Genomic DNA, 24,102 nt, shown 5'->3' with positions numbered 1-24,102 from the left:
TGGCGTTAAAATGCGCAATGCTCACGCAATATAGTTAAGGGAGTTAAGTGAATGCAGCGTTCGGGGTTCAACAACGCCAGGGTACGTCAGGCGAATAAACAGATTTTTTTGTCACATCTGTGGCGAGAAAAGCAGCTCAGCAAGTCACAGCTGGCGCAGCTCACCAGCCTGTCGATCCCGGCGGTTAGCAATATCCTCGAAGAACTGATGGATGAAGGAAGAATCAGCCATTCGCGAGAAACTTTAAGCCAGCGCGGTTTGAGCAGTGGCAGCTATCATTTGCCAGAGAAAGGTGCCTGGACGCTGTGTATCAACGTCACCCCCACCAGCATCACCAGTCAACTGGCGGATGCTCGGCTGGTTGCCGTCGGCGACTGGCAGCATGAAGTCATCAACCCCGAATCGCCAAAAGCGCTGCTGACAGCATTGGCGGCGCACTGGCGGGAATATCGTCGACAATTTCCCGAGGTCACGATTAATCTGGCGCTTGGCGTTCACGGTCAGGTTGATCCGATAACCGGCGCATCAAAAACCATGCCTCAGGCGCCGTGGAAAACACCGGTGGAAATAAAATATCTGCTGGAGGAGATGCTCGGCGTACAGGTCCGGCTGGATAATGACTGCGTGATGCTGGCGCTGGCGGAAAAATGGCAAAACCCGGCGGCTAACGGTGATTTTTGCGTGATTAACGTTGATTACGGTATTGGCTCATCGTTTGTGATTAACGATAACATCTGGCGCGGGAGTCTGTATGGCAGCGGTCAGATTGGGCATACCATCATTCATCCCGATGGGATCGCCTGTGACTGTGGCCGTTATGGCTGTCTGGAAACAGTGGCGTCATTGAGCGCGTTGAAAAAGCAGGCCCGCGTGTGGATGAAATCGCAGCCGACATCCCTTTACGACCCGGAAACGCTCACCACCGACCAGCTTATTACTGCCTGGCAACACGGAGATGTTCGCATTCAGGCCTGGGCCGAACATGCCGCCAGCGCCATCGGCCTGAGTCTTTATAATTTTTTGAATATACTGAACATTAATCAAATATGGTTGTATGGTCGTAGCTGTGCATTTGGCGATAGCTGGCTCAATACGCTGGTACAGCAAACCGGGTTTAATCCGTTCGATCACGGCGATAACCCGCGTGCCAGAGCAACTCAGATAAGCTTCGGTCAGCTTAATCGCCCTCAGCAACTCATGGGAATTGGCTATCTTTATGTCGAATCACAGCTTAGCGAGCTGTAGTCATTACTCCGCCAGGCTCACGGCTAAACGTTCATGCACAGTGGCGATAAAATCGGTCAATGCCGGTTTGATTGGCCCTTTTTTCCACGCCATCAGCAGGGCAATGGTCGGAACATCGCCAACAATAGGCCGAAAAACCACCTGCCCGGTATTAAAATTATTCATATAACCGGGTATCAAAGTCACCCCCAGCCCCATGCCGACCAGATTCATGGTCACCAGAATATTGGTCGCTACCTGCACAATATTGGGCTGGCTTTCCTGCTGCTGAAACCAGTTTTTGACAATCATCGCTAGCGCCCCGGAATAAGCGGGATCGGTACTGACAAAATTTACGCCGTGTAACTGTTCTGCGGAGATCGCTTGCTCATTGGCTAACGGATGGTTCACCGGTAACACCACGACCAGCGGCTCATGAATCAGCTCCAGATAATCCAGCTCCGGGCTGTACACCGGGTGACGCATTAAGCCCACGTCCAGTTCTCCGTTGAGGATCCTTTCTTCCTGTTCGGTGGTTATCAGGCTTACCAGCTCAATGTGTGTATCCGGTTGTTTTAAACGAAATAAGGGCAGCACCTTCGGTAGCAAATTCACCTCAGCGGAAGGGACAAAACCAATAGCGAAATGATTATCTTCCTGCCCCGTTTTACGGGCGCGAACTTTGGCATTTTCCGCCTGCTCAAGGATCGCCAGCGCATCCTGTAAAAAGCACTCCCCGGCCGCCGTCAGCGCAACTTTTCGCTTGTCCCGCACCAGTAACGGAACGCCCACGCAGGTTTCCAGATCGCGGATCTGGCTGCTTAACGACGGCTGAGAGGTATGCAGCTTTTCTGCCGCCCGGGTGAAATTCAGCGCCTGCGCCACCGCCACAAAATAGCGTAAGTGCCTCAGTTCCATGCCCTTCTCCTTGTTATCGAAAAAATGTCTCAACTGGTAGAAATTTACTATTTCACAGATTGATAACTAACCAGCAACATCCTTATGGCACAAAAATAGAAGGTCAATACATCTTATCTTTCAGGATTAAAAAATATGACCACACCCTCAAATTTAGACATCTACCAACTGATCGACACGCAAAACGGTCGTGTAACCCCACGGATTTATACTGACCCAGAAATTTACCAACTGGAGCTGGAACGCATCTTCGGGCGCTGCTGGCTATTTCTCGCCCACGAAAGCCAAATCCCCAAAGCCGGTGATTTTTTTAACACCTACATGGGCGAGGATGCGGTCGTGGTGGTTCGCCAGAAAGACGGCAGCATCAAAGCGTTTCTCAACCAGTGCCGCCACCGGGCGATGCGCGTCAGCTACGCCGACTGCGGGAACACTCGCGCCTTTACCTGCCCGTATCACGGCTGGTCGTACGGTATCAATGGCGAGCTGATCGACGTCCCGCTGGAGCCTCGCGCTTACCCGCAAGGGCTATGCAAATCGCACTGGGGACTGAACGAAGTTCCTGGCGTAGAGAGCTATAAAGGGCTGATTTTCGGCAACTGGGACACCACCGCGCCCACGCTACGCGATTATCTCGGCGACATCGCGTGGTATCTCGACGGTGTGCTTGACCGCCGCGAAGGCGGCACAGAAATCGTCGGCGGCGTACAGAAGTGGACCATCGACTGTAACTGGAAATTCCCCGCCGAACAGTTTGCCAGCGATCAGTATCACGCATTGTTCAGTCATGCCTCCGCTGTGCAGGTGTTGGGGGCAAAAGACGACGGTAGCGATAAACGCCTCGGTGACGGACAAACCGCTCGCCCGGTGTGGGAAACCGCCAAAGATGCACTACAGTTCGGCCAGGACGGGCACGGCAGCGGCTTCTTCTTTACCGAAAAGCCGGATGCCAACGTGTGGGTCGACGGCGAAGTCTCCAGCTACTACCGCGACACCTACGCGGAAGCTGAACAGCGTCTGGGTAAGGTTCGTGCCCTGCGTCTGGCCGGTCACAACAACATTTTTCCAACACTTTCCTGGCTCAATGGTACCGCTACGTTGCGCGTCTGGCATCCGCGCGGTCCTGATCAGGTTGAAGTGTGGGCGTTCTGTATTACCGATAAAGCCGCCTCTGATGAAGTGAAAGCCGCATTTGAAAACAGCGCTACGCGCGCTTTTGGCCCCGCCGGATTCCTTGAGCAGGACGACTCGGAAAACTGGAGTGAAATTCAAAAACTGCTGAAGGGGCATCGGGCGCGTAATAGCAAACTGTGCCTGGAAATGGGGCTAGGTCAGGAGAAACGTCGTGAAGACGGCATTCCGGGGATCACCAACTACATCTTCTCAGAAACCGCCGCCCGCGGCATGTATCAGCGCTGGGCTGATTTACTCAGCAGCGAAAGCTGGCAGGAAGTGCAGGAAAAAACCGCCGCTTACCAGCAGGAGGTGATGAAATGAGTGCTTTAGTTTCCCTGGAACTGCATCACCGCATTACGCAGTTTCTCTACCATGAAGCCAGCCTGCTGGATGACTGGCAGTTTCGCGACTGGCTGGCACAGCTGGATGACGACATTCGCTATACCATGCGCACAACGGTCAATGCCCAGACGCGCGATCGTCGCAAAGGCGTGCAGCCGCCAACCACCTGGATTTTTAACGACAATAAAGATCAGCTTGAACGCCGTATTGCGCGACTGGAAACCGGAATGGCCTGGGCAGAGGAGCCGCCGTCGCGTACCCGGCACCTGATCAGCAACTGTCAGGTCAGTGAAACCGAAGTGCCGGATGTGTTCGCCGTGCGCCTTAACTATCTGCTGTATCGCGCGCAAAAAGAGCGCGATGAAACCTTTTACGTCGGCATGCGCATGGACAAAGTGCGCCGTTTACCGGGCGATGAGTGGCGCTTACTGGAGCGTGAGATCGTGCTGGATCAAGCGGTGATCACCTCCCATAACCTGAGTGTATTGTTCTGATGAGTCGTATTTATGCCTGCCCCGTAGGGGATTTGCCGGAGGGTGAAGCGCTCCGGCTCGACACCTCGCCTGTCATCGCGCTGTTCAACGTTGGCGGCGAGTTTTATGCCATTAACGATCGCTGTAGCCACGGTAATGCCTCGATGTCGGAAGGTTATCTGGAAGACGACGCGACGGTGGAATGCCCGCTACATGCCGCCAGTTTCTGCCTGAAAACCGGTAAGGCGTTGTGTTTACCTGCCACCGATCCGCTGACCACCTACGCGGTGTACGTGGAAGGTAGTGATGTGTTCGTTGATATTCCAGAGGACGCGAGATGAGCGATTTACGCGATAACGTGGTCTTTATCACCGGCGGCGGCTCCGGTCTTGGCCTGGCGCTGGTCGAGCGTTTCATTGAGGAAGGCGCGCGGGTCGCCACGCTGGAACTTTCGCCAGCCAAAGTCGCCAGCCTGCGCCAACGTTTTGGCGAACATGTGCTGGCAGTAGAAGGCAACGTCACCTGCTACGCCGACTATCAGCGCGCGGTGGATCAAATTCTGGCGCGCTACGGCACGCTGGACTGTTTGATCGGCAACGCCGGGATATGGGATCACAACGCCTCGCTGGTCAATACGCCAGCGGACGCGCTGGAGAGCGGCTTTCATGAGCTGTTTAACGTCAACGTGTTGGGCTATCTGCTGGGCGCAAAAGCCTGCGCCCCTGCGCTTATCGCCAGCGAAGGCAACATCATCTTTACCCTTTCCAACGCGGCGTGGTATCCCGGCGGCGGCGGTCCGTTGTATACCGCCTCTAAACATGCCGCCACCGGGTTGATTCGCCAGTTAGCCTACGAGCTGGCGCCAAAGGTGCGCGTCAACGGCGTCGGTCCGTGCGGCATGGCGACCGATCTGCGCGGCCCACAGGCGCTGGGCCAGGGCGATACGTCGATTATGCAGTCGCTGACGCCGGAAAAAATCGCCGCCATTTTGCCGTTGCAGTTTTTTCCTGAGCCAGCGGATTTTACCGGCCCGTATGTGATGCTGGCGTCAAAGCGCAACAATCGCACATTGAGTGGCGTGATGATCAATGCCGATGCCGGTTTGGGCATTCGCGGTATTCGTCACGTTGCCGCCGGACTGGATCTCTGAGGAGGCGTTATGAGCCCTAAAATTATCGCTATCGTCGGCGGTGGTCAGGCTGCGGCAATGGCCGCCGTCGCACTGCGTCAGCAAGGATTTAACGGCGAATTGCATCTGTTTTCCGATGAGCCGTATCAGCCCTATGAACGCCCTCCGCTCTCCAAAGCGATGCTGCTGGACGAAAATCCACAGCGACAGCCGATCCTGAACGCTGACTGGTGGCTGGAGAACAACGTACAGTTGCATCTTGGCGTCACTCTGCGTCAGATTGACCGCACCTCGCGCACGCTGATGCTCGCCGATGGTCAGTCCTACCGCTGGTCGCAGTTGCTGTTGGCGACCGGGGCCGCCGCCAGACCGCTGCCGCTACTGGATAAACTGGGCGAACGTTGCTTTACCCTGCGTCACGCCACAGATGCCGAGCGTCTGTGCGGTGCCTTGCTGCCGGGCAAGTCGATTGTGATTGTCGGTGCGGGCACCATTGGCCTGGAATTAGCGGCCAGCGCGATCCAACGCGGCTGTCGGGTGACGTTAGTGGAGCTGGCCTCAACGGTAATGGGTCGCAACGCCCCTGCTCCGGTGCGCGACTATCTGCTAAACCGCCACCGACAGGCAGGGGTGCGGGTGTTGCTCAACAGCGCCATTGAGCACGCTGAAGCGGGAGAGTTTCTCTCGCTTACCCTGCAAAACGGCGAGACGCTACAGGCCGATGCGCTGGTTTATGGCATCGGTATCGTGGCGAATGATGCGCTGGCTCGCGAAGCGGGGTTGGAGACGGCTAACGGTATTATCGTTGACTCCGCATGCATCACCTCCGATCCCGCGATTTTCGCCGCCGGTGATGTGGCGATAACGCGCCAGCCCGACGGTTCGTTAGAACGGGTAGAAAGCTGGGAAAATGCCAATAACCAGGCACAGATTGCCGCTGCCGCAATGCTTAATCTGCCGTTGCCGGAGAAGACGCCAGGCTGGTTCTGGACCGACCAATTTAATGACAATCTGCAATTTGTTGGCGGTATGCAAGGGCAAACATGGTTATGTCGTGGCAATCCGGATGACGGCAAGGCTATCTGGTTCCACCTGCGTGATGGGAAGCTAATTGGCGCAGTAGCGCTCAACAACGGACGCGAAGTGCGCGCACTGCGTAAGTTAATTCATTCAGGACGAGTAGTAAGCGAGGAAGCGCTGTGCGATGAAGGCGTAGCGCTGAAGTCGTTGTGATAGCAGCCTGATAAGCGCAGCGCTATCAGGCATTAAAAAAGGCCGCATCAGCGGCCTTTCGTTTTGCGTTAAGCAGAATTACGCGTAAACCGGGAAGCGTGCGCAGATATCCAGAACTTTACCTTTGACGCGCTCGATAACGGCTTCGTCATTGATGTTGTCCAGAACGTCACACATCCAGCCAGCCAGCTCTTTCACTTCCGCTTCTTTAAAGCCACGGCGAGTTACAGCCGGAGAACCGATACGGATACCGGAAGTCACAAACGGGCTCTTCGGATCGTTCGGCACGCTGTTTTTGTTAACAGTGATGTTAGCGCGGCCCAGTGCGGCGTCAGCTTCTTTACCGGTCAGGTTTTTATCAACCAGATCCAGCAGGAACAGGTGGTTTTCAGTACCGCCAGAAACCACTTTGTAGCCACGGTTCAGGAACACTTCCACCATCGCTTTAGCGTTTTTAGCAACCTGCTGCTGGTAAACCTTAAACTCAGGTTCCATCGCTTCTTTCAGCGCCACGGCTTTCGCCGCGATCACGTGCATCAGCGGGCCGCCCTGCGCGCTTGGGAACACCGCGGAGTTCAGCTTTTTGTACAGCTCTTCGTCACCGCCTTTCGCCAGGATCAGGCCGCCGCGCGGACCCGCCAGGGTTTTGTGGGTGGTGGTGGTCACTACGTGTGCGTGTGGAACCGGGTTCGGGTAAACGCCTGCGGCGATCAGGCCCGCAACGTGCGCCATGTCAACAAACAGGTATGCGCCAATGCTGTCGGCGATTTCACGCATTTTTGCCCAGTCAACAACGCCAGAGTAAGCAGAGAAGCCGCCGATGATCATCTTCGGCTTGTGCTCTTTGGCCTGCTTAGCCATATCTTCGTAGTCAATTTTACCGGACTCATCAATACCGTAAGGGATGATGTTGTACAGCTTGCCAGAGAAGTTAACCGGGGAACCGTGAGTCAGGTGGCCGCCTTGCGCCAGGTTCATACCCAGAACGGTATCACCCGGTTGCAGCAGAGCGGTGTAAACAGCGAAGTTAGCCTGGGAGCCGGAGTGCGGCTGTACGTTAGCGTAGTCAGCGCCAAACAGCTCTTTTGCACGATCGATAGCCAATTGCTCAACGATATCAACGTACTCGCAACCGCCGTAGTAGCGCTTGCCCGGATAACCTTCAGCGTATTTGTTGGTCAGCTGAGAACCCTGCGCCTGCATAACACGCGGGCTGGTGTAGTTTTCGGAGGCGATCAGTTCGATGTGCTCTTCCTGACGTACTTTTTCCTGCTCCATAGCCTGCCACAGTTCGGCATCATAATCGGCAATGTTCATTTCACGCTTTAACATCCGCATCTCCTGACTCAGCTAACAATAGAATTTCGGCCTAAAAAGGCAGTCCCGTTGGACGACGGCGAACAGTATAACCGAATCATTCTTCGATAACAGGTCTTGACAAAGGATTTTACGCAAACGATTACCTTCACGGCACGCAAGGCTTTGGAGAACAAAGGTCTGCTGAATTTCAACGGATTTCTTTTCAGGTTTGTGATGCAGATTTTTCACGATGTAACCTTTACAACGCAAAGTGACAAAGAACCATTTACAATGCAGGGGTATTTTTTATAAGATGCATTTGACATACATCATTAAAATTTCAGATAAAGGAAGACCGTATGCTTGACGCACAAACCATCGCTACAGTGAAAGCCACCATTCCCCTGCTGGTTGAAACAGGCCCGAAGCTGACCGCCCATTTCTACGATCGCATGTTTACGCATAACCCAGAGCTGAAAGAAATCTTCAACATGAGTAACCAGCGTAATGGCGACCAGCGTGAAGCGCTGTTTAACGCTATTGCCGCGTATGCCAGCAATATCGAGAACCTGGCGGCGCTGTTGCCTGCCGTTGAGAAAATCGCGCAGAAGCATACCAGCTTCCAGATTAAACCGGAGCAGTACAACATCGTAGGTGGCCATTTGCTGGCAACGCTGGACGAAATGTTCAGTCCGGGCCAGGAAGTTCTGGATGCATGGGGCAAAGCATACGGCGTGCTGGCGAACGTTTTCATCAACCGTGAAGCGCAGATCTACAGTGAAAATGCCAATAAAAATGGCGGCTGGGAAGGTACCCGTCCTTTCCGCATCGTGGCAAAAACCCCACGCAGTGCGCTTATCACCAGCTTTGAATTTGAACCTGTCGACGGTGGCGCAGTGGCTGAATATCATCCGGGGCAATACCTGGGCGTCTGGCTGAAGCCGGAAGGTTTCCCGCATCAGGAAATTCGTCAGTACTCACTGACCCGTAAACCCGATGGCAAAGGCTACCGTATTGCCGTGAAGCGTGAAGACGGTGGTCAGGTTTCCACCTGGCTGCACAACCATGCGAATGTGGGCGACGTCGTTCACTTAGCTGCACCTGCGGGCGATTTCTTTATGGACGTTGCGACCGATACCCCAGTGTCTCTGATTTCAGCAGGCGTGGGTCAAACCCCGATGCTGGCGATGCTGGATACGCTGGCAAAAGCGAATCATACGGCGCAGGTTAACTGGTTCCACGCGGCAGAAAATGGCGATGTACATGCCTTTGCCGATGAAGTGAATGAACTGGGCAAAACGCTGCCACGCTTTAGCGCACACACCTGGTATCGTGAGCCAACCGAAGCCGATCGCGCGAAAGGTGCGTTTGATAGTATTGGTCTGATGGATTTGAACAAACTGGAAGGCGCAATCAGCGATCCGGCGATGCAGTTTTATCTGTGCGGTCCGGTTGGCTTTATGCAGTTTGCCGCGAAGCAGCTGATCGGCCTGGGCGTGAAAAACGAGAACATTCATTACGAATGCTTCGGCCCGCATAAAGTCTTGTAATTACTCATGCCGGATGGCGCTGCGCTTATCAGGCCTACGGGATATTGTAGGCCTGATAAGGTGTTTACACCGCCATCCGGCAAGCACGGCGCGGCTTAGATTGCCGCGTCGTCTTCTTCACCGGTGCGAATACGAATCACGCGTGCCACGTCGAAGACAAAAATCTTACCGTCACCGATTTTACCGGTCTGGGCAGTACGAATAATGGTGTCGACGCAGGTATCGACGATGTCGTCGGTGACCACAATTTCAATTTTTACCTTCGGCAGAAAATCCACCATATATTCCGCACCACGGTACAGCTCAGTATGGCCTTTCTGACGGCCAAACCCTTTCACTTCTGTTACAGTCATACCGGTAATGCCGACTTCAGCCAGCGCTTCGCGGACGTCGTCCAGCTTGAAGGGTTTAATAATCGCATCAATCTTTTTCATGCTATTCCTTGAAAAGGTCGCCTGTCTTTTGATCGAATAAAACTAACATAATCCGCAGATTTATTCTTTGAAATCGTTTGCATCCAGCTCATGGCGAGAGAGCAACTTGTAGAATTCGGTGCGGTTGCGCCCCGCCATTCGCGCCGCATGGGTCACATTGCCCTTGGTGATTTGCAACAGCTTACGCAGGTAGTTGAGTTCAAACTGGTTACGCGCTTCAACAAAGGTCGGCAGCGCGGTGTTCTCCCCTTCCAGCGCCTGCTCCACCAGCGCGTCGCTGATCACCGGCGAAGAGGTCAACGCCACGCACTGCTCAATCACGTTAACCAACTGACGCACGTTACCAGGCCAACTGGCGGTCATTAACCGTTTCATGGCATCGGTCGAAAAGGCGCGCACGAACGGTTTGTGTCGTTCAGCAGACTGGCGCAGCAGATGGTTTGCCAGCAGCGGAATATCTTCCGTACGCTCGGCCAGCGCCGGGATCTTCAGGCTCACCACGTTGAGGCGATAGTACAAATCTTCGCGAAATTCCCCCCGAGCCATCGCTTTGGGTAAATCACGGTGGGTCGCGGAAACGATCCGCACATCAATATCGATATCGCGGTTACTACCCAGCGGCCTGACTTTTCGCTCCTGCAATACACGTAGCAATTTAACCTGCAACGGCGCGGGCATATCGCCAATCTCATCGAGAAACAGCGTCCCGCCTTCCGCGGCCTGAAATAGCCCTTCACGATTGCTCACCGCGCCGGTAAATGCGCCGCGCGCATGACCAAACAGCTCAGACTCCAGCAGTTGTTCCGGCAATGCGCCACAGTTAATGGCAATAAAAGGCTTGTGGCTGCGCGGGCTGGCGTTATGAATGGCCTGGGCAAAAACTTCTTTCCCGGTTCCGCTTTGGCCGTTGATCAATACGCTTACGTCCGATTGCGCCACCATGCGCGCCTGTTCTAGCAGGCGCAGCATCAGTGGGCTGCGGGTGACGATGGACTCACGCCAGCTGTCATCAGCGGCAGGCGCAGACTGTTCCAACGCCCCGTCGATCGCATGGTATAACGCGTCTTTATCCACCGGCTTAGTGAGAAAGCTGAACACCCCTTGCTGAGTCGCCGCAACGGCGTCGGGGATGGAACCGTGAGCGGTGAGGATAATAACCGGCATTCCCGGCTGCACTTTCTGGATTTCAGTAAACAGCTGCATGCCGTCCATTTCATCCATGCGCAGATCGCTAATAACCAGATCCACTTTTTCACGGTTCAGCACTCGTAGCCCTTCCTGCCCGCTTTCTGCGGTTACGACGCTGTAGCCTTCGCTGGTCAGGCGCATTCCAAGTAATTTCAACAGGCCGGGATCGTCATCCACCAGCAGCAGATGCGCGGGCTTACGGCTTATCATGGCGTGACCTCATCGGCAGACGGCGCTGCGCCTTCCTCGTTATCAGGTAGGGTGACTTTTTCGTTCCCGTGCGGCGCATCAGGGTTGTAACTACCGGCGGGTTTGCGCGTGGAAAGCTGGCGTTCAATATCGGTTAGATTCTCCAGCTTGCGGGTCGTGAGATCGAGCTGAGACTGCAAATGTTGCTGCTGCTGACGTAGCGTATCAAGATCGCTGTCTGACGCCTGCTGAAGCTTGCTGTAGCGCATACGCTCTTCGGCCAGTTGCAACTGCAACGTCTGACTGCTGCGCCAGACCTGATACAGCGGGCGTACCTGTGGCGGAATTTGCGGGTTTAATGCGTCGAGGCGCGTAACCGTCTCCCGCCTTTCAGGCGGCGTAATGTTGGCGTTATCAAGCAGGATCCCGCGCCTGAAAGCCCCCTGCCAGGTATCAGGCATCATCGTGCTGGCTTCACTACGCGCCTGTACCGGCATCAGGCGATTGGCGCAATCCATCGCCCGCAGCCAGTACAGCGGATTGGTCTCTGTGGGCTGACCAGACAGCGACCAGATATCGCTACAGTCGGTTGCAAGGTAGTCCGCCAGTTGATGAGGCGGAATTTTCTCCTGCGAGGGGTCGCCGATAATATGATTCACCGCGTTCGGGACGCAGCCTACCAGCGCCAGACACGGCAGGCTTGCGAGGATGACGCGACGGAAAAAATGTCGTTTAAGCATTCGGACAACAACGTATGGCATACTCACCAGACTTAGGTTTATTTTAGTGATTTTTCGCTGCAGATAGCGGCAGTTCTATGCGAAAACAAACGTTTTGCGCATGCTCATCAACCAGATACAGTTTGCCCCGCATACGGCGGATGCAATCTCTGGCAATGCTCAGCCCCAACCCGCTTCCTTTTACCGCCCCTTTTCGCTGATGGCTACCCTGGAAAAAAGGCTCGAAGATCATGGTCTGTTCTGCTTCTGGAATCGGTGTGCCGGTATTCATTACATCAATGTATACCATTGAGCCATGCAAACTGCTGCGGATCCAAATGTTACCGGATTCAGCGCCATAGTGCACCGCATTGGAATAAAGATTGTCCAGCACGCTCATCAATAGCATCGGTTCTGCCAGGCAGGCGTTCACCGCAAGCGCAACATCAGTATGTATCATTTTGGCGCGAGCGGGCAGGCTATGTGCAGAAACAACGCTTTCCACCAGCGGCGCGATTTCCACACGTTCAAGCTCAACCTCGTCATCCGCCAGCTTGCGGTTGTAATCGAGCAGTTGCTCAATCAGTTTTTGCAGGTTGCGGCTACTGTCATCGAGAATACCGACCACCTCTTTTTGCTCTGGCGTTAACGGCCCAACGACCTGATCGGCTAACAGCTCGGTACCTTCGCGCATGCTCGCCAGAGGCGTTTTCAGCTCATGAGACAGGTGGCGTAAAAACTGATGTCGTTGTGACTCCAGCCAGGAGAGACGTTCGCTCAGCCAGATAATGCGCTGCCCCACGGAGCGCAGCTCCCGGGGTCCCGTAAATAATACGCTATCGCCCAGCGAGCGCCCTTCCCCCAGACGATTGATCATTTTTTCTATGCCCTTCACCGGACCGATTATCATGCGGGTAAACAGCAACACCATCGCCAGGCTGACAAGAAACAGCACCAGCGCCTGCCAGCCAAAGAACTGCCCACGTTCGGCTATTTCCTGCTGTAGCTGCTGCCCACGAGAAAAGACGACCGTGCGCGTCGCTTGTACCATTTCAGTATTGGCACTGGCGAAAGCGTCCAGCCGCGCCGCCGCCACGCTGTCAGGACCGCTGTTAGTGCACTGCAACTGCGCGAGATCGTTGAGGTCCTGACGTAGTGCCTCATAAAGCTTGGTATCCGGCAACACGCCCGCATGCGCATCCAGCATGTCGCTGTAGCGTTTACGTTGGCTCTGGTAAACCTTAGCCAGCGTTGGGTCATCAAGCACACAGTATTGCCGGTAGCTACGCTCCATCTCCAGCGCGGCATTGGTCATCGCTTCACTGCGTCTGGCGTCAATCAGCGTGGTTTGGTTCGTCAGCGCCGCCTGCGCGCTCAGGGCATTCAGACTTTGCCACGCCTGCCAGGCCAAAACTAACAACGGCAGCAGGATAAGCAAAAATGCCAACGTAACCAATTGACGTAGAGATCGGGGGAAAACAGACCAGCGCTTCAAGGCGTTACTCTCAATGGACAGGAATAGGTTGATGCTAACTGAGGGGAACGTCAGATACAACAAAGCCGGGATTAACCCGGCTTTGTTGTGGAATAAGGCGGTGCCTAACTCGACGTTTCGCCCGAAGGTTGATATGAGCGATGCTAATATCAGATGTTGGACGGCAGGCACCTTGTTGTGCGTCATTCGAAGTTTATGTAGCACGTCCCGAAGGGGCTGACATAAGAAGGTGAATGAGCCACTGGGTTATATTATGCAGCATCTGTGCCAATATTCAAAACACTTTATTAACACAATGATAAATATAGAAAATGTTCTTATTCATATGAAAAATGATTTTGGCTATTTTTCACCCTTACTGTCGCCAATCAGCAACACCCACAGCACTTAAAAACAAATTCATTTTAAATCATATAATTAAATGTCTCTTTTTAGCGACAACGTAACCCCACCTATGTCGGGATTTCCCGACACTTAAACGCATTGTCGGATAGCGGCATACAAAATGACAGACAAAAAAAAGCCCCTCACGCAGAGGGGCTTAAGGGTTATCGAGCTGATTACCCGAGCTGCTTACGCGCGTTGCGGAAGATACGCATCCACGGGCTGTCCTCGCCCCAGTTTTCCGGGTGCCAGGAGTTGCTCACGGTACGGAATACGCGTTCCGGGTGCGGCATCATAATGGTGACGCGACCATTTTCAGTAGTAACGGCAGTAATTCCGTTCGGCGAACCGTTCGGGTTAGCCGGGTAGGTCTCGGTCACCTTACCGAAGTTATCAACGTAGCGCAGCGCCACCAGCCCCTTACTCTCCAGCGCGGCCAGATGCGCGCCGTCACGCACTTCCACACGGCCTTCACCGTGAGAAACGGCAATCGGCATCATCGAACCAACCATATCGGCAAGCAGTAAAGACGGGCTTTGCGTCACTTCGACCAGGCTGAAGCGGGCTTCAAAACGATCGGAGTGGTTACGCACAAAGCGTGGCCACAGCTCGCTTCCCGGGATCAGTTCACGCAGGTTAGACATCATCTGGCAACCGTTACACACCCCGAGCGCCAGCGTTTGCGGGCGATGGAAGAAGGTTTCGAACTCATCACGGACGCGGTTGTTGAACAGAATCGACTTCGCCCAGCCTTCCCCTGCGCCGAGCACATCGCCGTAAGAGAAACCGCCACAAGCGACCAGCGCCTGGAAGTTACCCAGACCGATGCGTCCGCCCAGCAGGTCGCTCATATGCACATCGATGGCGTCAAAGCCCGCACGGTGGAAGGCAGCCGCCATTTCAACGTGGGAGTTCACGCCCTGCTCGCGCAGCACGGCCACTTTTGGACGCGCGCCGGTAGCGATGTACGGGGAGGCAACATCTTCGTTGATATCAAACGACAGTTTAACGTTGAGGCCAGGATCGGCATCGTTGGTTTTAGCGTCGTGTTCCTGATCGGCACACTCCGGGTTGTCGCGCAGACGCTGCATCTGCCAGGTGGTTTCCGCCCACCACATGCGCAGCGTGGTGCGGCTTTCGCTGAACACCGGCTGACCGTTGGCGCTCAGGGTGAAACGGTCACCCGTTACCGCCTGGCCAAGATAGTGCACGCAATCTGCCAGGCCATGTTGTGCCAGCAACACCTCAACCGCTGCACGGTCAGCAGCGCGAACCTGGATCACTGCGCCCAGCTCTTCATTAAACAGCGCCGCCAGACGATCGTCACCCAGAGAGTGGATATCAGCGTCAATACCGCAGTGACCGGTGAAGGCCATTTCCGCCAGCGTAACCAGCAGTCCGCCGTCGGAACGGTCATGGTAGGCCAGCAGCTTACGCTGCGCGACCAGCGCCTGAATGGCGTCGTAGAAGCCTTTCAGTTGCTCAACGTTACGCACGTCGGCAGGCTTGTCGCCCAGTTGACGATAAACCTGTGCCAGCGCCGTCGCGCCCAGCGCGTTGTGACCAAGACCGAGGTCAATCAGCAGCAGGGCGTTGTCTTCAGTAGAGAGCTGTGGGGTTATCGTGTGGCGCACGTCTTCCACGCGGGCAAAGGCGGTGATCACCAGCGACAGCGGCGAAGTCATTTCACGCTGCTCATTACCTTCCTGCCAGCGGGTTTTCATCGACATAGAGTCTTTGCCCACCGGAATAGTCAGGCCAAGCGCCGGACATAATTCTTCCCCAACGGCTTTTACCGCTTCGTACAGCCCGGCATCTTCACCGGGGTGACCCGCAGCCGCCATCCAGTTAGCCGACAGTTTAATGCGTTTGATATCGCCAATCTGCGTTGCCGCAATGTTAGTCAGCGCTTCACCTACCGCCAGACGCGCAGAGGCCGAGAAATCCAGTAGCGCAACGGGCGCACGCTCACCGATAGACATCGCTTCACCGTAGTAGCTATCCAGGCTTGCGGTGGTGACCGCGCAGTTGGCTACCGGGATCTGCCACGGACCAACCATCTGGTCACGCGCCACCATGCCGGTAACGGTACGGTCGCCGATCGTCACGAGGAACGTTTTCTCAGCGACAGTCGGCAGATGCAGCACGCGGTTAACCGCATCTGCAATCGAGATTTCGCCACGATTCAGGGCGTCACCTTTGGCTTTCAGCGTCTGCACATCGCGGGTCATTTTCGGGGTTTTACCCAGCAGCACATCAAGCGGCATGTCGATCGGCTGGTTATCGAAGTGGCTGTCGCTCAGTGTGAGATGCTGTTCTTCGGTGGCCTCACCGATCACCGCATACGGCGCGCGCTCGCGCTTACACAGTTCGTCAAACAGCGGTAGCTGGTCAGCGGCAACCGCCAGCACATAACGCTCCTGGGATTCGTTACACCAGATTTCCAGCGGGCTCATACCCGGCTCGTCGCTAAGGATATCGCGCAGCTGGAACTTACCGCCGCGACCGCCATCGCTTACCAACTCCGGCATGGCGTTAGACAGACCGCCCGCGCCAACGTCATGGATAAACAGGATCGGGTTCGCATCGCCCATCTGCCAGCAGCGGTCGATAACTTCCTGGCAACGACGTTCCATTTCCGGGTTGTCGCGCTGTACCGAAGCGAAATCAAGATCGGCATCAGACTGGCCGGAAGCCATAGAGGAGGCCGCCCCGCCGCCAAGCCCGATGTTCATCGCCGGGCCGCCGAGGACGATCAGCTTGGCGCCAACGACGATCTCACCTTTTTGCACGTGATCGGCACGGATGTTACCGATCCCGCCCGCCAGCATGATCGGTTTATGGTAACCGCGTAGCTCTTCGCCGTTGTGGCTGTTGACCTTTTCTTCGTAGGTGCGGAAGTAGCCGGTCAGCGCCGGGCGACCGAATTCGTTGTTAAATGCCGCGCCGCCCAACGGACCTTCGGTCATGATATCGAGCGCGGTAACAATACGGTCCGGCTTACCAAAGTCTTCTTCCCACGGCTGTTCAAAGCCAGGAATACGCAGGTTGGAAACGGAGAAGCCCACCAGCCCGGCTTTCGGTTTTGCACCACGACCGGTTGCACCCTCGTCGCGGATTTCGCCGCCGGAGCCGGTAGCCGCGCCCGGCCACGGAGAGATAGCCGTCGGGTGGTTGTGGGTTTCAACCTTCATCAGGATGTGGGCTGGCTCCTGATGGAAATCGTAGCGGCCGGTTTTGTGGTCGGCAAAGTAGCGGCCCACTTCAGAACCTTCCATTACCGCGGCGTTGTCTTTATAAGCAGACAGCACGTGGTCCGGCGTGGTTTCGAAAGTGTTTTTAATCATCTTGAACAGCGACTTGGGCTGCTGTTTACCGTCGATAACCCAGTCGGCGTTAAAAATTTTGTGGCGGCAGTGCTCGGAGTTAGCCTGCGCAAACATGTACAGTTCAATGTCGTTCGGGTTGCGTCCCAGTTTGGTAAACGCATCCTGCAGATAGTCGATTTCGTCTTCCGCCAGCGCCAGACCGAGACGCAGGTTAGCGTCGATCAGCGCCTGGCGTCCCTCACCCAGCAGATCAACACTGGAGACCGGCGCAGGCTGGTGATGGACAAACAGTTTTTCGGCATCGTTCAGCGCAGAGAAAACCGTTTCCATCATGCGGTCGTGCAGTTCGTCGGCAACCATCTGCCACTGCTCAGCGGTCAGCGTAGAGGCTTCTACATACCAGGCAATGCCACGTTCCAGACGGCTAATCTGTTGCAGGCCACAGTTGTGGGCAATATCAGTCGCTTTAGAAGACCACGGGGAGATGGTGCCAGGGCGAGGCGTAACCAGCAGCAGTTTGCCTTCAGGGGCATGGCTGTGAAGAGCAGGACCATATTTCAGCAGGCGTACAAGCTGGGCGTGCTCATCCTCATTCAACGGTGCATTCAGATCGGCAAAATGGACGTACTCGGCGTAAATATTGTGGACCTGGAGGTTGGCAGCCTGAAAACGTGCCAGCAGTTTATTAATACGGAATGCAGACAGTGCAGGTGAACCACGCAGAATTTCCATCATAAGTCTCTCGTCTTCTAAGCTTTCGGTGTGCCCAAGTGGGGGAAACGGACGTCATTATAAAGAATCTACCGCGCCGACGAAACCGTTTGCGTCGAAATAAAATCACGACCTTCTCTTATCATCAAATGCGGTCTGGTTTCTGAATAAGTTGCCAACTGACGCAAGTTTAAGCAAAATGCCGCTCATTAATGACGACTTCACTTCTTAATCATCACCACAGCAGGCAGAGACAACGTACGGTTCAGAGAATTAACTAATTGAAAAAATTAAAGATTAATTATCTGTTCATCGGCATATTAACGCTGTTGTTGGCAGCGGCCCTCTGGCCATCTATTCCCTGGTTCGGTAAAGCCGAAAATCGTATCGCCGCCATTCAGTCGCGGGGAGAACTGCGCGTCAGTACCCTCGACTCGCCGTTAACTTACGCGACCCTCAACGGCAAGAAATTCGGCCTGGATTATGAACTGACTCAGGCGTTCGCCAACTACCTGGGCGTGAAGTTAAAAGTCACCGTGCGCCAGAACATCAGCCAGCTTTTTGACGACCTGGATAACGGTCATGCCGATCTGTTAGCCGCAGGCCTGGTATATAACAGCGAGCGGGTGAAAAATTACCAGCCAGGTCCGACCTACTATTCGGTTTCACAACAGTTGGTGTATCGGGTTGGGCAATACCGCCCGCGCACTCTTGCCACTGTGAACGAAAATCAGCTGACCATCGCCCCGGGACACGTGGTGGTTAACGATCTCCAGTTGCTTAAAGAGAATAAATTTCCCGATCTGAGCTGGAAGGTGGATGACAAAAAAGGCACCACTGAACTGCTTGATGATGTTATCGCCGGGAAGCTGGATTACACCATTGCCGATTCCGTCGCCATCAGCTTATACCAACGCGTACATCCTGAACTGGCCGTAGCGCTGGACGTATCTGACGAACAGCCGGTGACCTGGTTTAGTCGCCTGGACGATGACAACACGCTGTCTGCCGCCCTGTTGGATTTTTTTAACACCATGAATGAAGACGGCTCTCTGGCACGGCTAGAAGAAAAGTATCTCGGACATGGCGATGATTTTGACTATGTTGATACCCGCACCTTTTTACGCGCCGTAGACAGCGTATTGCCGGACCTTAAGCCGCTGTTTGAGAAATATGCGCAGGAGATAGACTGGCGACTGCTCGCCGCAATCTCTTATCAGGAGTCGCACTGGGACGCGCAGGCCACTTCCCCGACCGGCGTACGCGGGTTGATGATGCTGACCAAAAATACCGCTCAAAGTCTCGGACTGACTGACCGTACCGATGCCGAACAAAGCATCAGCGGCGGCGCACGGTATTTGCAGGATATGATGAGTAAAGTGCCCGATACCGTCCCCGAAGGGGAACGCATCTGGTTTGCGCTCGCAGCCTACAACATGGGTTATGCGCACATGCTGGATGCACGGGCGCTGACAGTGAAAACCAAAGGCAATCCGAACAGTTGGTCCGACGTAAAACAGCGTCTGCCGCTGCTCAGCCAAAAGCCGTATTACAACAAGCTGACCTATGGTTATGCGCGAGGCCACGAAGCCTACGCTTATGTAGAAAATATCCGTAAGTACCAGATTAGCCTGGTGGGGTATCTGCAGGAGAAAGAAAAACGGGCGCTTGAAACGCAGCAACTGGCGCAGGATTACCCGGCGGTGACGCCGGCAGAGCTAATAGGTAAAGATGAATTGCCGCTTTCGGCGTTTCTGTCTCAGACGTCGTCAAATTACCTGTCGCACTCCCCTTCCCTGCTGTTTTCACCGCAGAAAAAAGAGGGCAAGTAGCCTCGGAAGCCTGATAAGCGCAGCGTCATCAGGCAATCAGACCGGCATTTACAAATTGGCGTTTTTTTTCAGCGCTTTGATTTCCTGACGACGCATGCGAAAGAAATCACTGAGCAACGTGGCGCATTCATCTCGTAGCACCCCTTCGGTCACCTCCACCCGATGATTCATTCCAGGGTGATGCAGTACATCCATTAATGACCCGGCAGCCCCCGTTTTCGCATCGCGCGCGCCAAAAACGACATGGCCGATACGGCTGTGCACCATCGCGCCTGCGCACATCACACACGGCTCCAGAGTGACATACAGCGTGGTATCCAACAGACGATAGTTTTGCAGCACCAGGCCACCCTGACGCAGCGCCATAATTTCAGCGTGGGCAGTCGGATCATGGTGACCAATCGGACGGTTCCAGCCTTCGCCAATCACGCGGTTGTTATGTACCAATACCGCGCCCACCGGGACTTCACGCTCATCCCAGGCGCGCTTAGCCAGCGTTAAAGCATGACGCATCCAGTATTCGTGGCTAAATTCAACTTCAGACAAAGGGGGTAACTCCAGTAATCAAAGCGGGCGCATTATACACAGACGCTATCGTTTACTCTATTCGAGTTGTTGCAGCTCTCCGCGCGGCGTGACGCGCCAGCGATGCTGGCAAAAAGAGAGCAGAGGATTGTCCTGATTACTGTCGCTGTAGCCACTGTAAAGCTGAAGCGGCGCACCAATGTGGCGTTCCAGTTGCGTCACTTTCTCATGGCCCAGACAGCGCAGAGGCAGCACCCACCCGCCGAATCCCCGCGCCATTTTACTGGCGATCAGATTGACTCGCGGTAGCCACGGCGTATCGAAGTACACCTGCTCGACCAGCGACTGCGGGGAGCCAGTAATAAGCCAGATTTCGGCGTCAGAGCTTAACAGGTAGGTTGTCAGCCGCTGCTGCACGAGCGGAAAGGCCGTCACGTTACTGCGAAACCAGCGCACAAAGTCAGCCTGATGCCCTTTCAGACGCGCCTCGCTACGACCAAAAGTGCATCCCCACAACAGCAGGCTCATTGGCCAGCGGGCGGCGCGCCCTTGTATCAGCAGCGCCAGCGCAATCACCGGTAGCAGAGGCAGCACAAGCAACGCATTCAGCGGCTGGCGACGCAGCAGATAACGTATAAAGCTACCGAACATATCCTGCTGGTGTAATGTGCCATCCAAATCAAAAAAAACAACGCGGCGCTGGTGATTGGTCAAACCTTATTCCTCTGGATCGTTGAACCCCAATAGCCAGGTAAACAGGAACCCGGCGATAACTGCTACCAGATAGCCTAACAGATAGAACATCACTTTTCCGGCAACAATCGTCAGTGCCAGCGGCAAACCGGAGATGCCAAAGGTGATAACCGTCGCCACCTTCCAGTAGCTAATCAGCGCCCCGCCTACCGCTCCGCCAAGGCAGGCACCGATAAACGGTTTACCCAACGGCAGCGTGACGCCAAAAATAAGCGGTTCGCCAATGCCCAGCAGCCCGACCGGCAGCGCTCCTTTGATCACTTTCTTAAGCCGCGCATTGCGGGTTTTCATCAACACCGCTATCGCAGCCCCTACTTGTCCAACGCCTGCCATCGCCAGGATAGGAAAGAGCGCGTTATAACCGTGCGCCTGTACCAGCTCAACGTGGATGGGCACCAACCCTTGATGAAGTCCGGTGAGCACCAATGGCAGGAAAGTTCCCGCCAGTATGGCACCAACCAGGAACCCGCCGCGGTCGATAGCCCAGGATGCGCCGTGAGCGATGGATTCAGAAATCCAGCCTCCAAGCGGTTGCAGCGCCACAATCGCGATGGCCCCGGTAATGATGGTGGTCAGCAGCGGGTTAAGGATAAGCTCCAGCGATTCCGGCAACAGCTCGCGGAATTTGCGCTCGATCCAACACATCAGCGCAACCACCAGCAGCACTGCGATCACCCCGCCGCGCCCCGGCTGCAACGCTTCGCCAAACAGGGTAATCTGCGCCAGCTGCGGACTGGAGAGGATCCCCGCCATCACCCCACCCATCGCCAGAGAGCCGCCGAAGACTTTGGCGGTATTCACCCCAACCAGAATATTCATGATGGCAAACACGGCGCTACCAAATATGCCCATCAGCCCCAGCATATTCGGATAATGGGTCGCAAAATCCCCCACGATATCCGGTCGCTTAAGGATGTTAATAATGCCGGTGATCAAGCCGGAGGCGATAAACGCCGGAATAAGAGGGATAAAGACGTTCGCCAGCTTGCGCAGCGCATCGCTCATTGGTGCTTTGTACTTCGCTTTGGCCTCTGATTTGGTGCGCTCGATATTATTCACATCTGCACGCTCGCCGCCACCGGCAATCAGGGAGCGCATGGCATCCACCACCTTGGCAGCTTTACCGGGGCCGACGATTATCTGATGCTGCGCGCCCTGCTTCACGTAACCGCTAACACCGGGCAGTTGCCTGAGATGGGGAATATCAATCTGATCGTCATCCTGAACTTCCACCCTGACGCGGGTCATACAGTTTTCCAGGCGCAGAATATTTTGCTCTCCACCTACGCCCAGCAGAATGTCGCTGGCCAGCACCGCCGTCTTATCCATATACACCTCTTAGTGTTCTAACGCCGCGCGTAAAAAACCCTGGTGAGCGGCAAGCTTTTCACGGGCGGCAGCGGCATCCAGGCCGGTGAGCGCCATTAAAATCGCTGGCTTAACGTCAAAATCAGTCTGCTTTAACAGCGCTTGCGCCTGTTCACGCGCAATGCCGGTGGCTTCAACCACCATACGGCACGCCCGATCGACCAGTTTGACGTTGGTTGCCTGCATATCCACCATCAGGTTCTGGTACACCTTGCCAAATTTCACCATCGCACCGGTGGAGATCATATTGAGCACCAATTTTTGCGCGGTGCCGGATTTCAGTCGCGTTGACCCGGTCAACGCCTCCGGCCCCACCACCGGGGAGATAGCAATATCCGCTTCATGCGCGACAGGAGAATCCGGATTGCAGGAAATAGCCGCCGTCGTACAACCCACCGAACGCGCATATTTCAGCCCGCCAATCACATACGGCGTGCGACCTGAAGCCGCCAGACCAACCACCAGATCCTGTGCGGTAAGGTTGAGTGCGCGCAGATCGTCTTCGCCTAACTGCGGGTTATCTTCCGCACCTTCTACCGCCTTGAGCAGCGCGCCCGGCCCCCCGGCAATCAGCCCAACCACCAGACCATGCGGTACACCGAAGGTCGGTGGGCACTCAGACGCGTCCAGCACTCCAAGACGTCCGCTGGTACCTGCGCCCATGTAAATAATGCGTCCACCGGCTTTTAACGCGTTAGCTGCCGCATCGACCGCGCACGCAACTTGAGGCAGAGTTGCTTTTACTGCTTCCGCTACCAGCGTATCCTGTTGATTAAATCGATGAACCAACTCCAACGTTGAGAGCGCATCCAGATCCATGGTCTGTGGATTGCGGGTTTCTGAAACTAATGCACCGAGATTCATTTTTTGTTCCTTAGGAATTTTTAATTCATAATAATCTGTCATAATGGAATATTATATTCATCCAGGCGAGTGAAATTTTGTTTTGCAATCGCCATCACGTTTTCGCCAGGAGACAGCATGAACTGTTTAATTCGCATTCGTCAGCGTTACCCGGACCTCGCGCAAAGCGATAAAAAACTTGCGGATTATCTTCTTGCTCAGCCGGATACCGCGCGTCATCTCAGCTCACAGCAGCTGGCCTTTGAAGCAGGCGTCAGCCAGTCCAGCGTGGTGAAGTTCGCGCAAAAGATGGGCTTTAAAGGGTTTCCGGCGCTGAAACTGGCGATTAGCGAAGCGTTGGCCAGCAATCCCAACCCTCATTCCATTCCGGTGCATAATCAGATTCGCGGTGACGACCCCATGCGTATGGTGGGCGAAAAGCTGATTAAAGAGAACGTGGCGGCGATGCATGCGACGCTGGACGTCAACAGCGAAGAGAAACTGATAGAGAGCGTCACGATGCTGCGCTCAGCCCGGCGCATTATCCTGACCGGGATTGGCGCATCGGGTCTGGTAGCGCAGAATTTTGCCTGGAAACTGCTAAAGATTGGGTTTAACGCGGTGGTTGAACGCGATATGCACGCCCTGCTGGCGGCGGTGCAGGCGCTTTCACCTAACGATCTGCTGCTGGCCATTTCGTATACCGGAGAACGCCGCGAACTCAACCTGGCTGCGGATGAAACGTTGCGCGCCGGAGCCAAAATTCTCGCCATCACCGGATTTACCCCTAACGCCCTGCAACAGCGCGCAACTCATTGTCTGTACACGATTGCTGAAGAACAGGCCACGCGCAGCGCAGCGATTTCCTCTACCCATGCGCAAATGATGCTCACTGATTTACTGTTTATGGCGCTGGTGCAGCAAGATCTGGAGCATGCCCCGGAACGCATTCGCCACAGCGAAGCACTGGTAAAAAAACTGGTCTGAG

At 54.9% G+C, this 24,102-nt stretch carries 20 protein-coding genes and 1 pseudogene; 10 read left to right on the top strand and 11 right to left on the bottom strand.

Annotated elements, in window-relative coordinates:
• Positions 1 to 51 precede the first annotated feature (51 nt).
• Complete coding sequence (locus HV314_RS07090) at positions 52 to 1,245, top strand: ROK family transcriptional regulator (RefSeq protein ID WP_046275227.1); 1,194 nt, start codon at positions 52 to 54, stop codon at positions 1,243 to 1,245.
• Positions 1,246 to 1,248: 3 nt separating this feature from the next.
• Here HV314_RS07090 and hcaR read toward each other — a convergent pair whose 3' ends face one another.
• Positions 1,249 to 2,142 carry a DNA-binding transcriptional regulator HcaR gene (gene hcaR / locus HV314_RS07085; protein WP_046275228.1) on the bottom strand — a complete coding sequence of 298 codons (894 nt, stop codon included), beginning with the start codon at positions 2,140 to 2,142 and terminating at the stop codon, positions 1,249 to 1,251.
• Positions 2,143 to 2,277: 135 nt separating this feature from the next.
• Here hcaR and hcaE point away from each other — a divergent pair, with 135 nt between their 5' ends.
• From hcaE to hcaD, 5 genes are read left to right on the top strand one after another with little or no spacing between them, the layout of a single operon-like run.
• Entirely contained in the window at positions 2,278 to 3,639 is a 1,362-nt protein-coding gene (gene hcaE / locus HV314_RS07080; RefSeq protein WP_047416457.1) for a 3-phenylpropionate/cinnamic acid dioxygenase subunit alpha, read from the top strand.
• On the top strand, positions 3,636 to 4,154 hold the full coding sequence (gene hcaF / locus HV314_RS07075) for a 3-phenylpropionate/cinnamic acid dioxygenase subunit beta (protein ID WP_016154024.1): 519 nt from the start codon (positions 3,636 to 3,638) through the stop codon (positions 4,152 to 4,154). The genes hcaE and hcaF overlap by 4 nt, the downstream gene beginning before the upstream one ends.
• Positions 4,154 to 4,474, top strand: coding sequence for a 3-phenylpropionate/cinnamic acid dioxygenase ferredoxin subunit (hcaC, locus tag HV314_RS07070; RefSeq protein ID WP_016154025.1), 321 nt, complete (start codon positions 4,154 to 4,156; stop codon positions 4,472 to 4,474). Before hcaF ends, hcaC begins: the two co-directional genes overlap by 1 nt.
• A complete protein-coding gene (gene hcaB / locus HV314_RS07065; RefSeq protein ID WP_019077395.1) occupies positions 4,471 to 5,283 on the top strand; it encodes a 3-phenylpropionate-dihydrodiol/cinnamic acid-dihydrodiol dehydrogenase in 813 nt (270 codons plus the stop codon). Before hcaC ends, hcaB begins: the two co-directional genes overlap by 4 nt.
• A 9-nt stretch (positions 5,284 to 5,292) precedes the next feature.
• A complete protein-coding gene (gene hcaD, locus HV314_RS07060; RefSeq protein ID WP_181547682.1) occupies positions 5,293 to 6,495 on the top strand; it encodes a phenylpropionate dioxygenase ferredoxin reductase subunit in 1,203 nt (400 codons plus the stop codon).
• Between the two features lie 78 nt (positions 6,496 to 6,573).
• Here the strand turns inward: hcaD and glyA are convergent, their stop codons facing one another.
• Complete coding sequence (gene glyA, locus HV314_RS07055; protein WP_003835277.1) at positions 6,574 to 7,827, bottom strand: serine hydroxymethyltransferase; 1,254 nt, start codon at positions 7,825 to 7,827, stop codon at positions 6,574 to 6,576.
• A gap of 326 nt (positions 7,828 to 8,153) precedes the next feature.
• Between glyA and hmpA the strand changes: the two genes are divergently transcribed.
• The gene (gene hmpA, locus HV314_RS07050; RefSeq protein ID WP_181547680.1) at positions 8,154 to 9,344 is read left to right on the top strand and encodes an NO-inducible flavohemoprotein; all 1,191 of its coding nucleotides are present in this window, start codon (positions 8,154 to 8,156) and stop codon (positions 9,342 to 9,344) included.
• Between the two features lie 3 nt (positions 9,345 to 9,347).
• Positions 9,348 to 9,443: pseudogene (locus HV314_RS27565) on the top strand (hypothetical protein); the annotation flags it as partial.
• Here the strand turns inward: HV314_RS27565 and glnB are convergent.
• The 5 genes from glnB to purL form a co-directional block, all read right to left on the bottom strand.
• A complete protein-coding gene (gene glnB, locus HV314_RS07045; RefSeq protein WP_002914032.1) occupies positions 9,440 to 9,778 on the bottom strand; it encodes a nitrogen regulatory protein P-II in 339 nt (112 codons plus the stop codon). The pseudogene HV314_RS27565 and the gene glnB sit on opposite strands and share 4 nt — an antisense overlap.
• A 60-nt stretch (positions 9,779 to 9,838) precedes the next feature.
• The gene (glrR, locus tag HV314_RS07040; protein ID WP_304412487.1) at positions 9,839 to 11,173 is read right to left on the bottom strand and encodes a two-component system response regulator GlrR; all 1,335 of its coding nucleotides are present in this window, start codon (positions 11,171 to 11,173) and stop codon (positions 9,839 to 9,841) included.
• Positions 11,173 to 11,916, bottom strand: a complete 744-nt coding sequence (gene qseG / locus HV314_RS07035; protein ID WP_181547678.1) for a two-component system QseEF-associated lipoprotein QseG — start codon at positions 11,914 to 11,916, stop codon at positions 11,173 to 11,175. Before qseG ends, glrR begins: the two co-directional genes overlap by 1 nt.
• Before the next feature lie 22 nt (positions 11,917 to 11,938).
• Positions 11,939 to 13,369, bottom strand: a complete 1,431-nt coding sequence (gene qseE / locus HV314_RS07030; RefSeq protein WP_181548091.1) for a two component system sensor histidine kinase QseE/GlrK — start codon at positions 13,367 to 13,369, stop codon at positions 11,939 to 11,941.
• Positions 13,370 to 13,929: 560 nt separating this feature from the next.
• A complete protein-coding gene (purL, locus tag HV314_RS07025; RefSeq protein WP_181547676.1) occupies positions 13,930 to 17,817 on the bottom strand; it encodes a phosphoribosylformylglycinamidine synthase in 3,888 nt (1,295 codons plus the stop codon).
• Between the two features lie 257 nt (positions 17,818 to 18,074).
• Here purL and mltF point away from each other — a divergent pair, with 257 nt between their 5' ends.
• Entirely contained in the window at positions 18,075 to 19,625 is a 1,551-nt protein-coding gene (gene mltF / locus HV314_RS07020; RefSeq protein WP_016154040.1) for a membrane-bound lytic murein transglycosylase MltF, read from the top strand.
• A 48-nt stretch (positions 19,626 to 19,673) separates the two neighbouring features.
• Here the strand turns inward: mltF and tadA are convergent, their stop codons facing one another.
• The 4 genes from tadA to murQ are packed head-to-tail and all read right to left on the bottom strand — an operon-like array spanning position 19,674 to position 23,135.
• Positions 19,674 to 20,171: a tRNA adenosine(34) deaminase TadA gene (tadA, locus tag HV314_RS07015; protein WP_046275235.1), complete on the bottom strand. Its 498-nt coding sequence runs from the start codon at positions 20,169 to 20,171 to the stop codon at positions 19,674 to 19,676.
• Positions 20,172 to 20,228: 57 nt separating this feature from the next.
• Positions 20,229 to 20,864 (bottom strand): phosphatidylglycerophosphatase C, encoded by a 636-nt coding sequence (yfhb, locus tag HV314_RS07010; protein ID WP_016157167.1) that lies wholly within the window; start codon positions 20,862 to 20,864, stop codon positions 20,229 to 20,231.
• A 3-nt stretch (positions 20,865 to 20,867) separates the two neighbouring features.
• Positions 20,868 to 22,232, bottom strand: coding sequence for a PTS transporter subunit EIIC (locus HV314_RS07005; RefSeq protein WP_181547674.1), 1,365 nt, complete (start codon positions 22,230 to 22,232; stop codon positions 20,868 to 20,870).
• 9 nt (positions 22,233 to 22,241) lie between these two features.
• Positions 22,242 to 23,135 (bottom strand): N-acetylmuramic acid 6-phosphate etherase, encoded by an 894-nt coding sequence (murQ, locus tag HV314_RS07000; RefSeq protein ID WP_016154044.1) that lies wholly within the window; start codon positions 23,133 to 23,135, stop codon positions 22,242 to 22,244.
• A gap of 117 nt (positions 23,136 to 23,252) precedes the next feature.
• Here murQ and HV314_RS06995 point away from each other — a divergent pair, with 117 nt between their 5' ends.
• Positions 23,253 to 24,101, top strand: a complete 849-nt coding sequence (locus HV314_RS06995) for a MurR/RpiR family transcriptional regulator (RefSeq protein WP_016154045.1) — start codon at positions 23,253 to 23,255, stop codon at positions 24,099 to 24,101.
• The last annotated feature ends 1 nt before the right edge of the window (position 24,102 follow it).

It is taken from the genome of Citrobacter sp. RHBSTW-00887 (genome assembly GCF_013728095.1).
Taxonomy (GTDB): domain Bacteria; phylum Pseudomonadota; class Gammaproteobacteria; order Enterobacterales; family Enterobacteriaceae; genus Citrobacter; species Citrobacter braakii.
The sequence above is the reverse complement of the archived record's forward strand: the minus strand, read 5'-3'. Positions and strand labels throughout refer to the sequence as shown.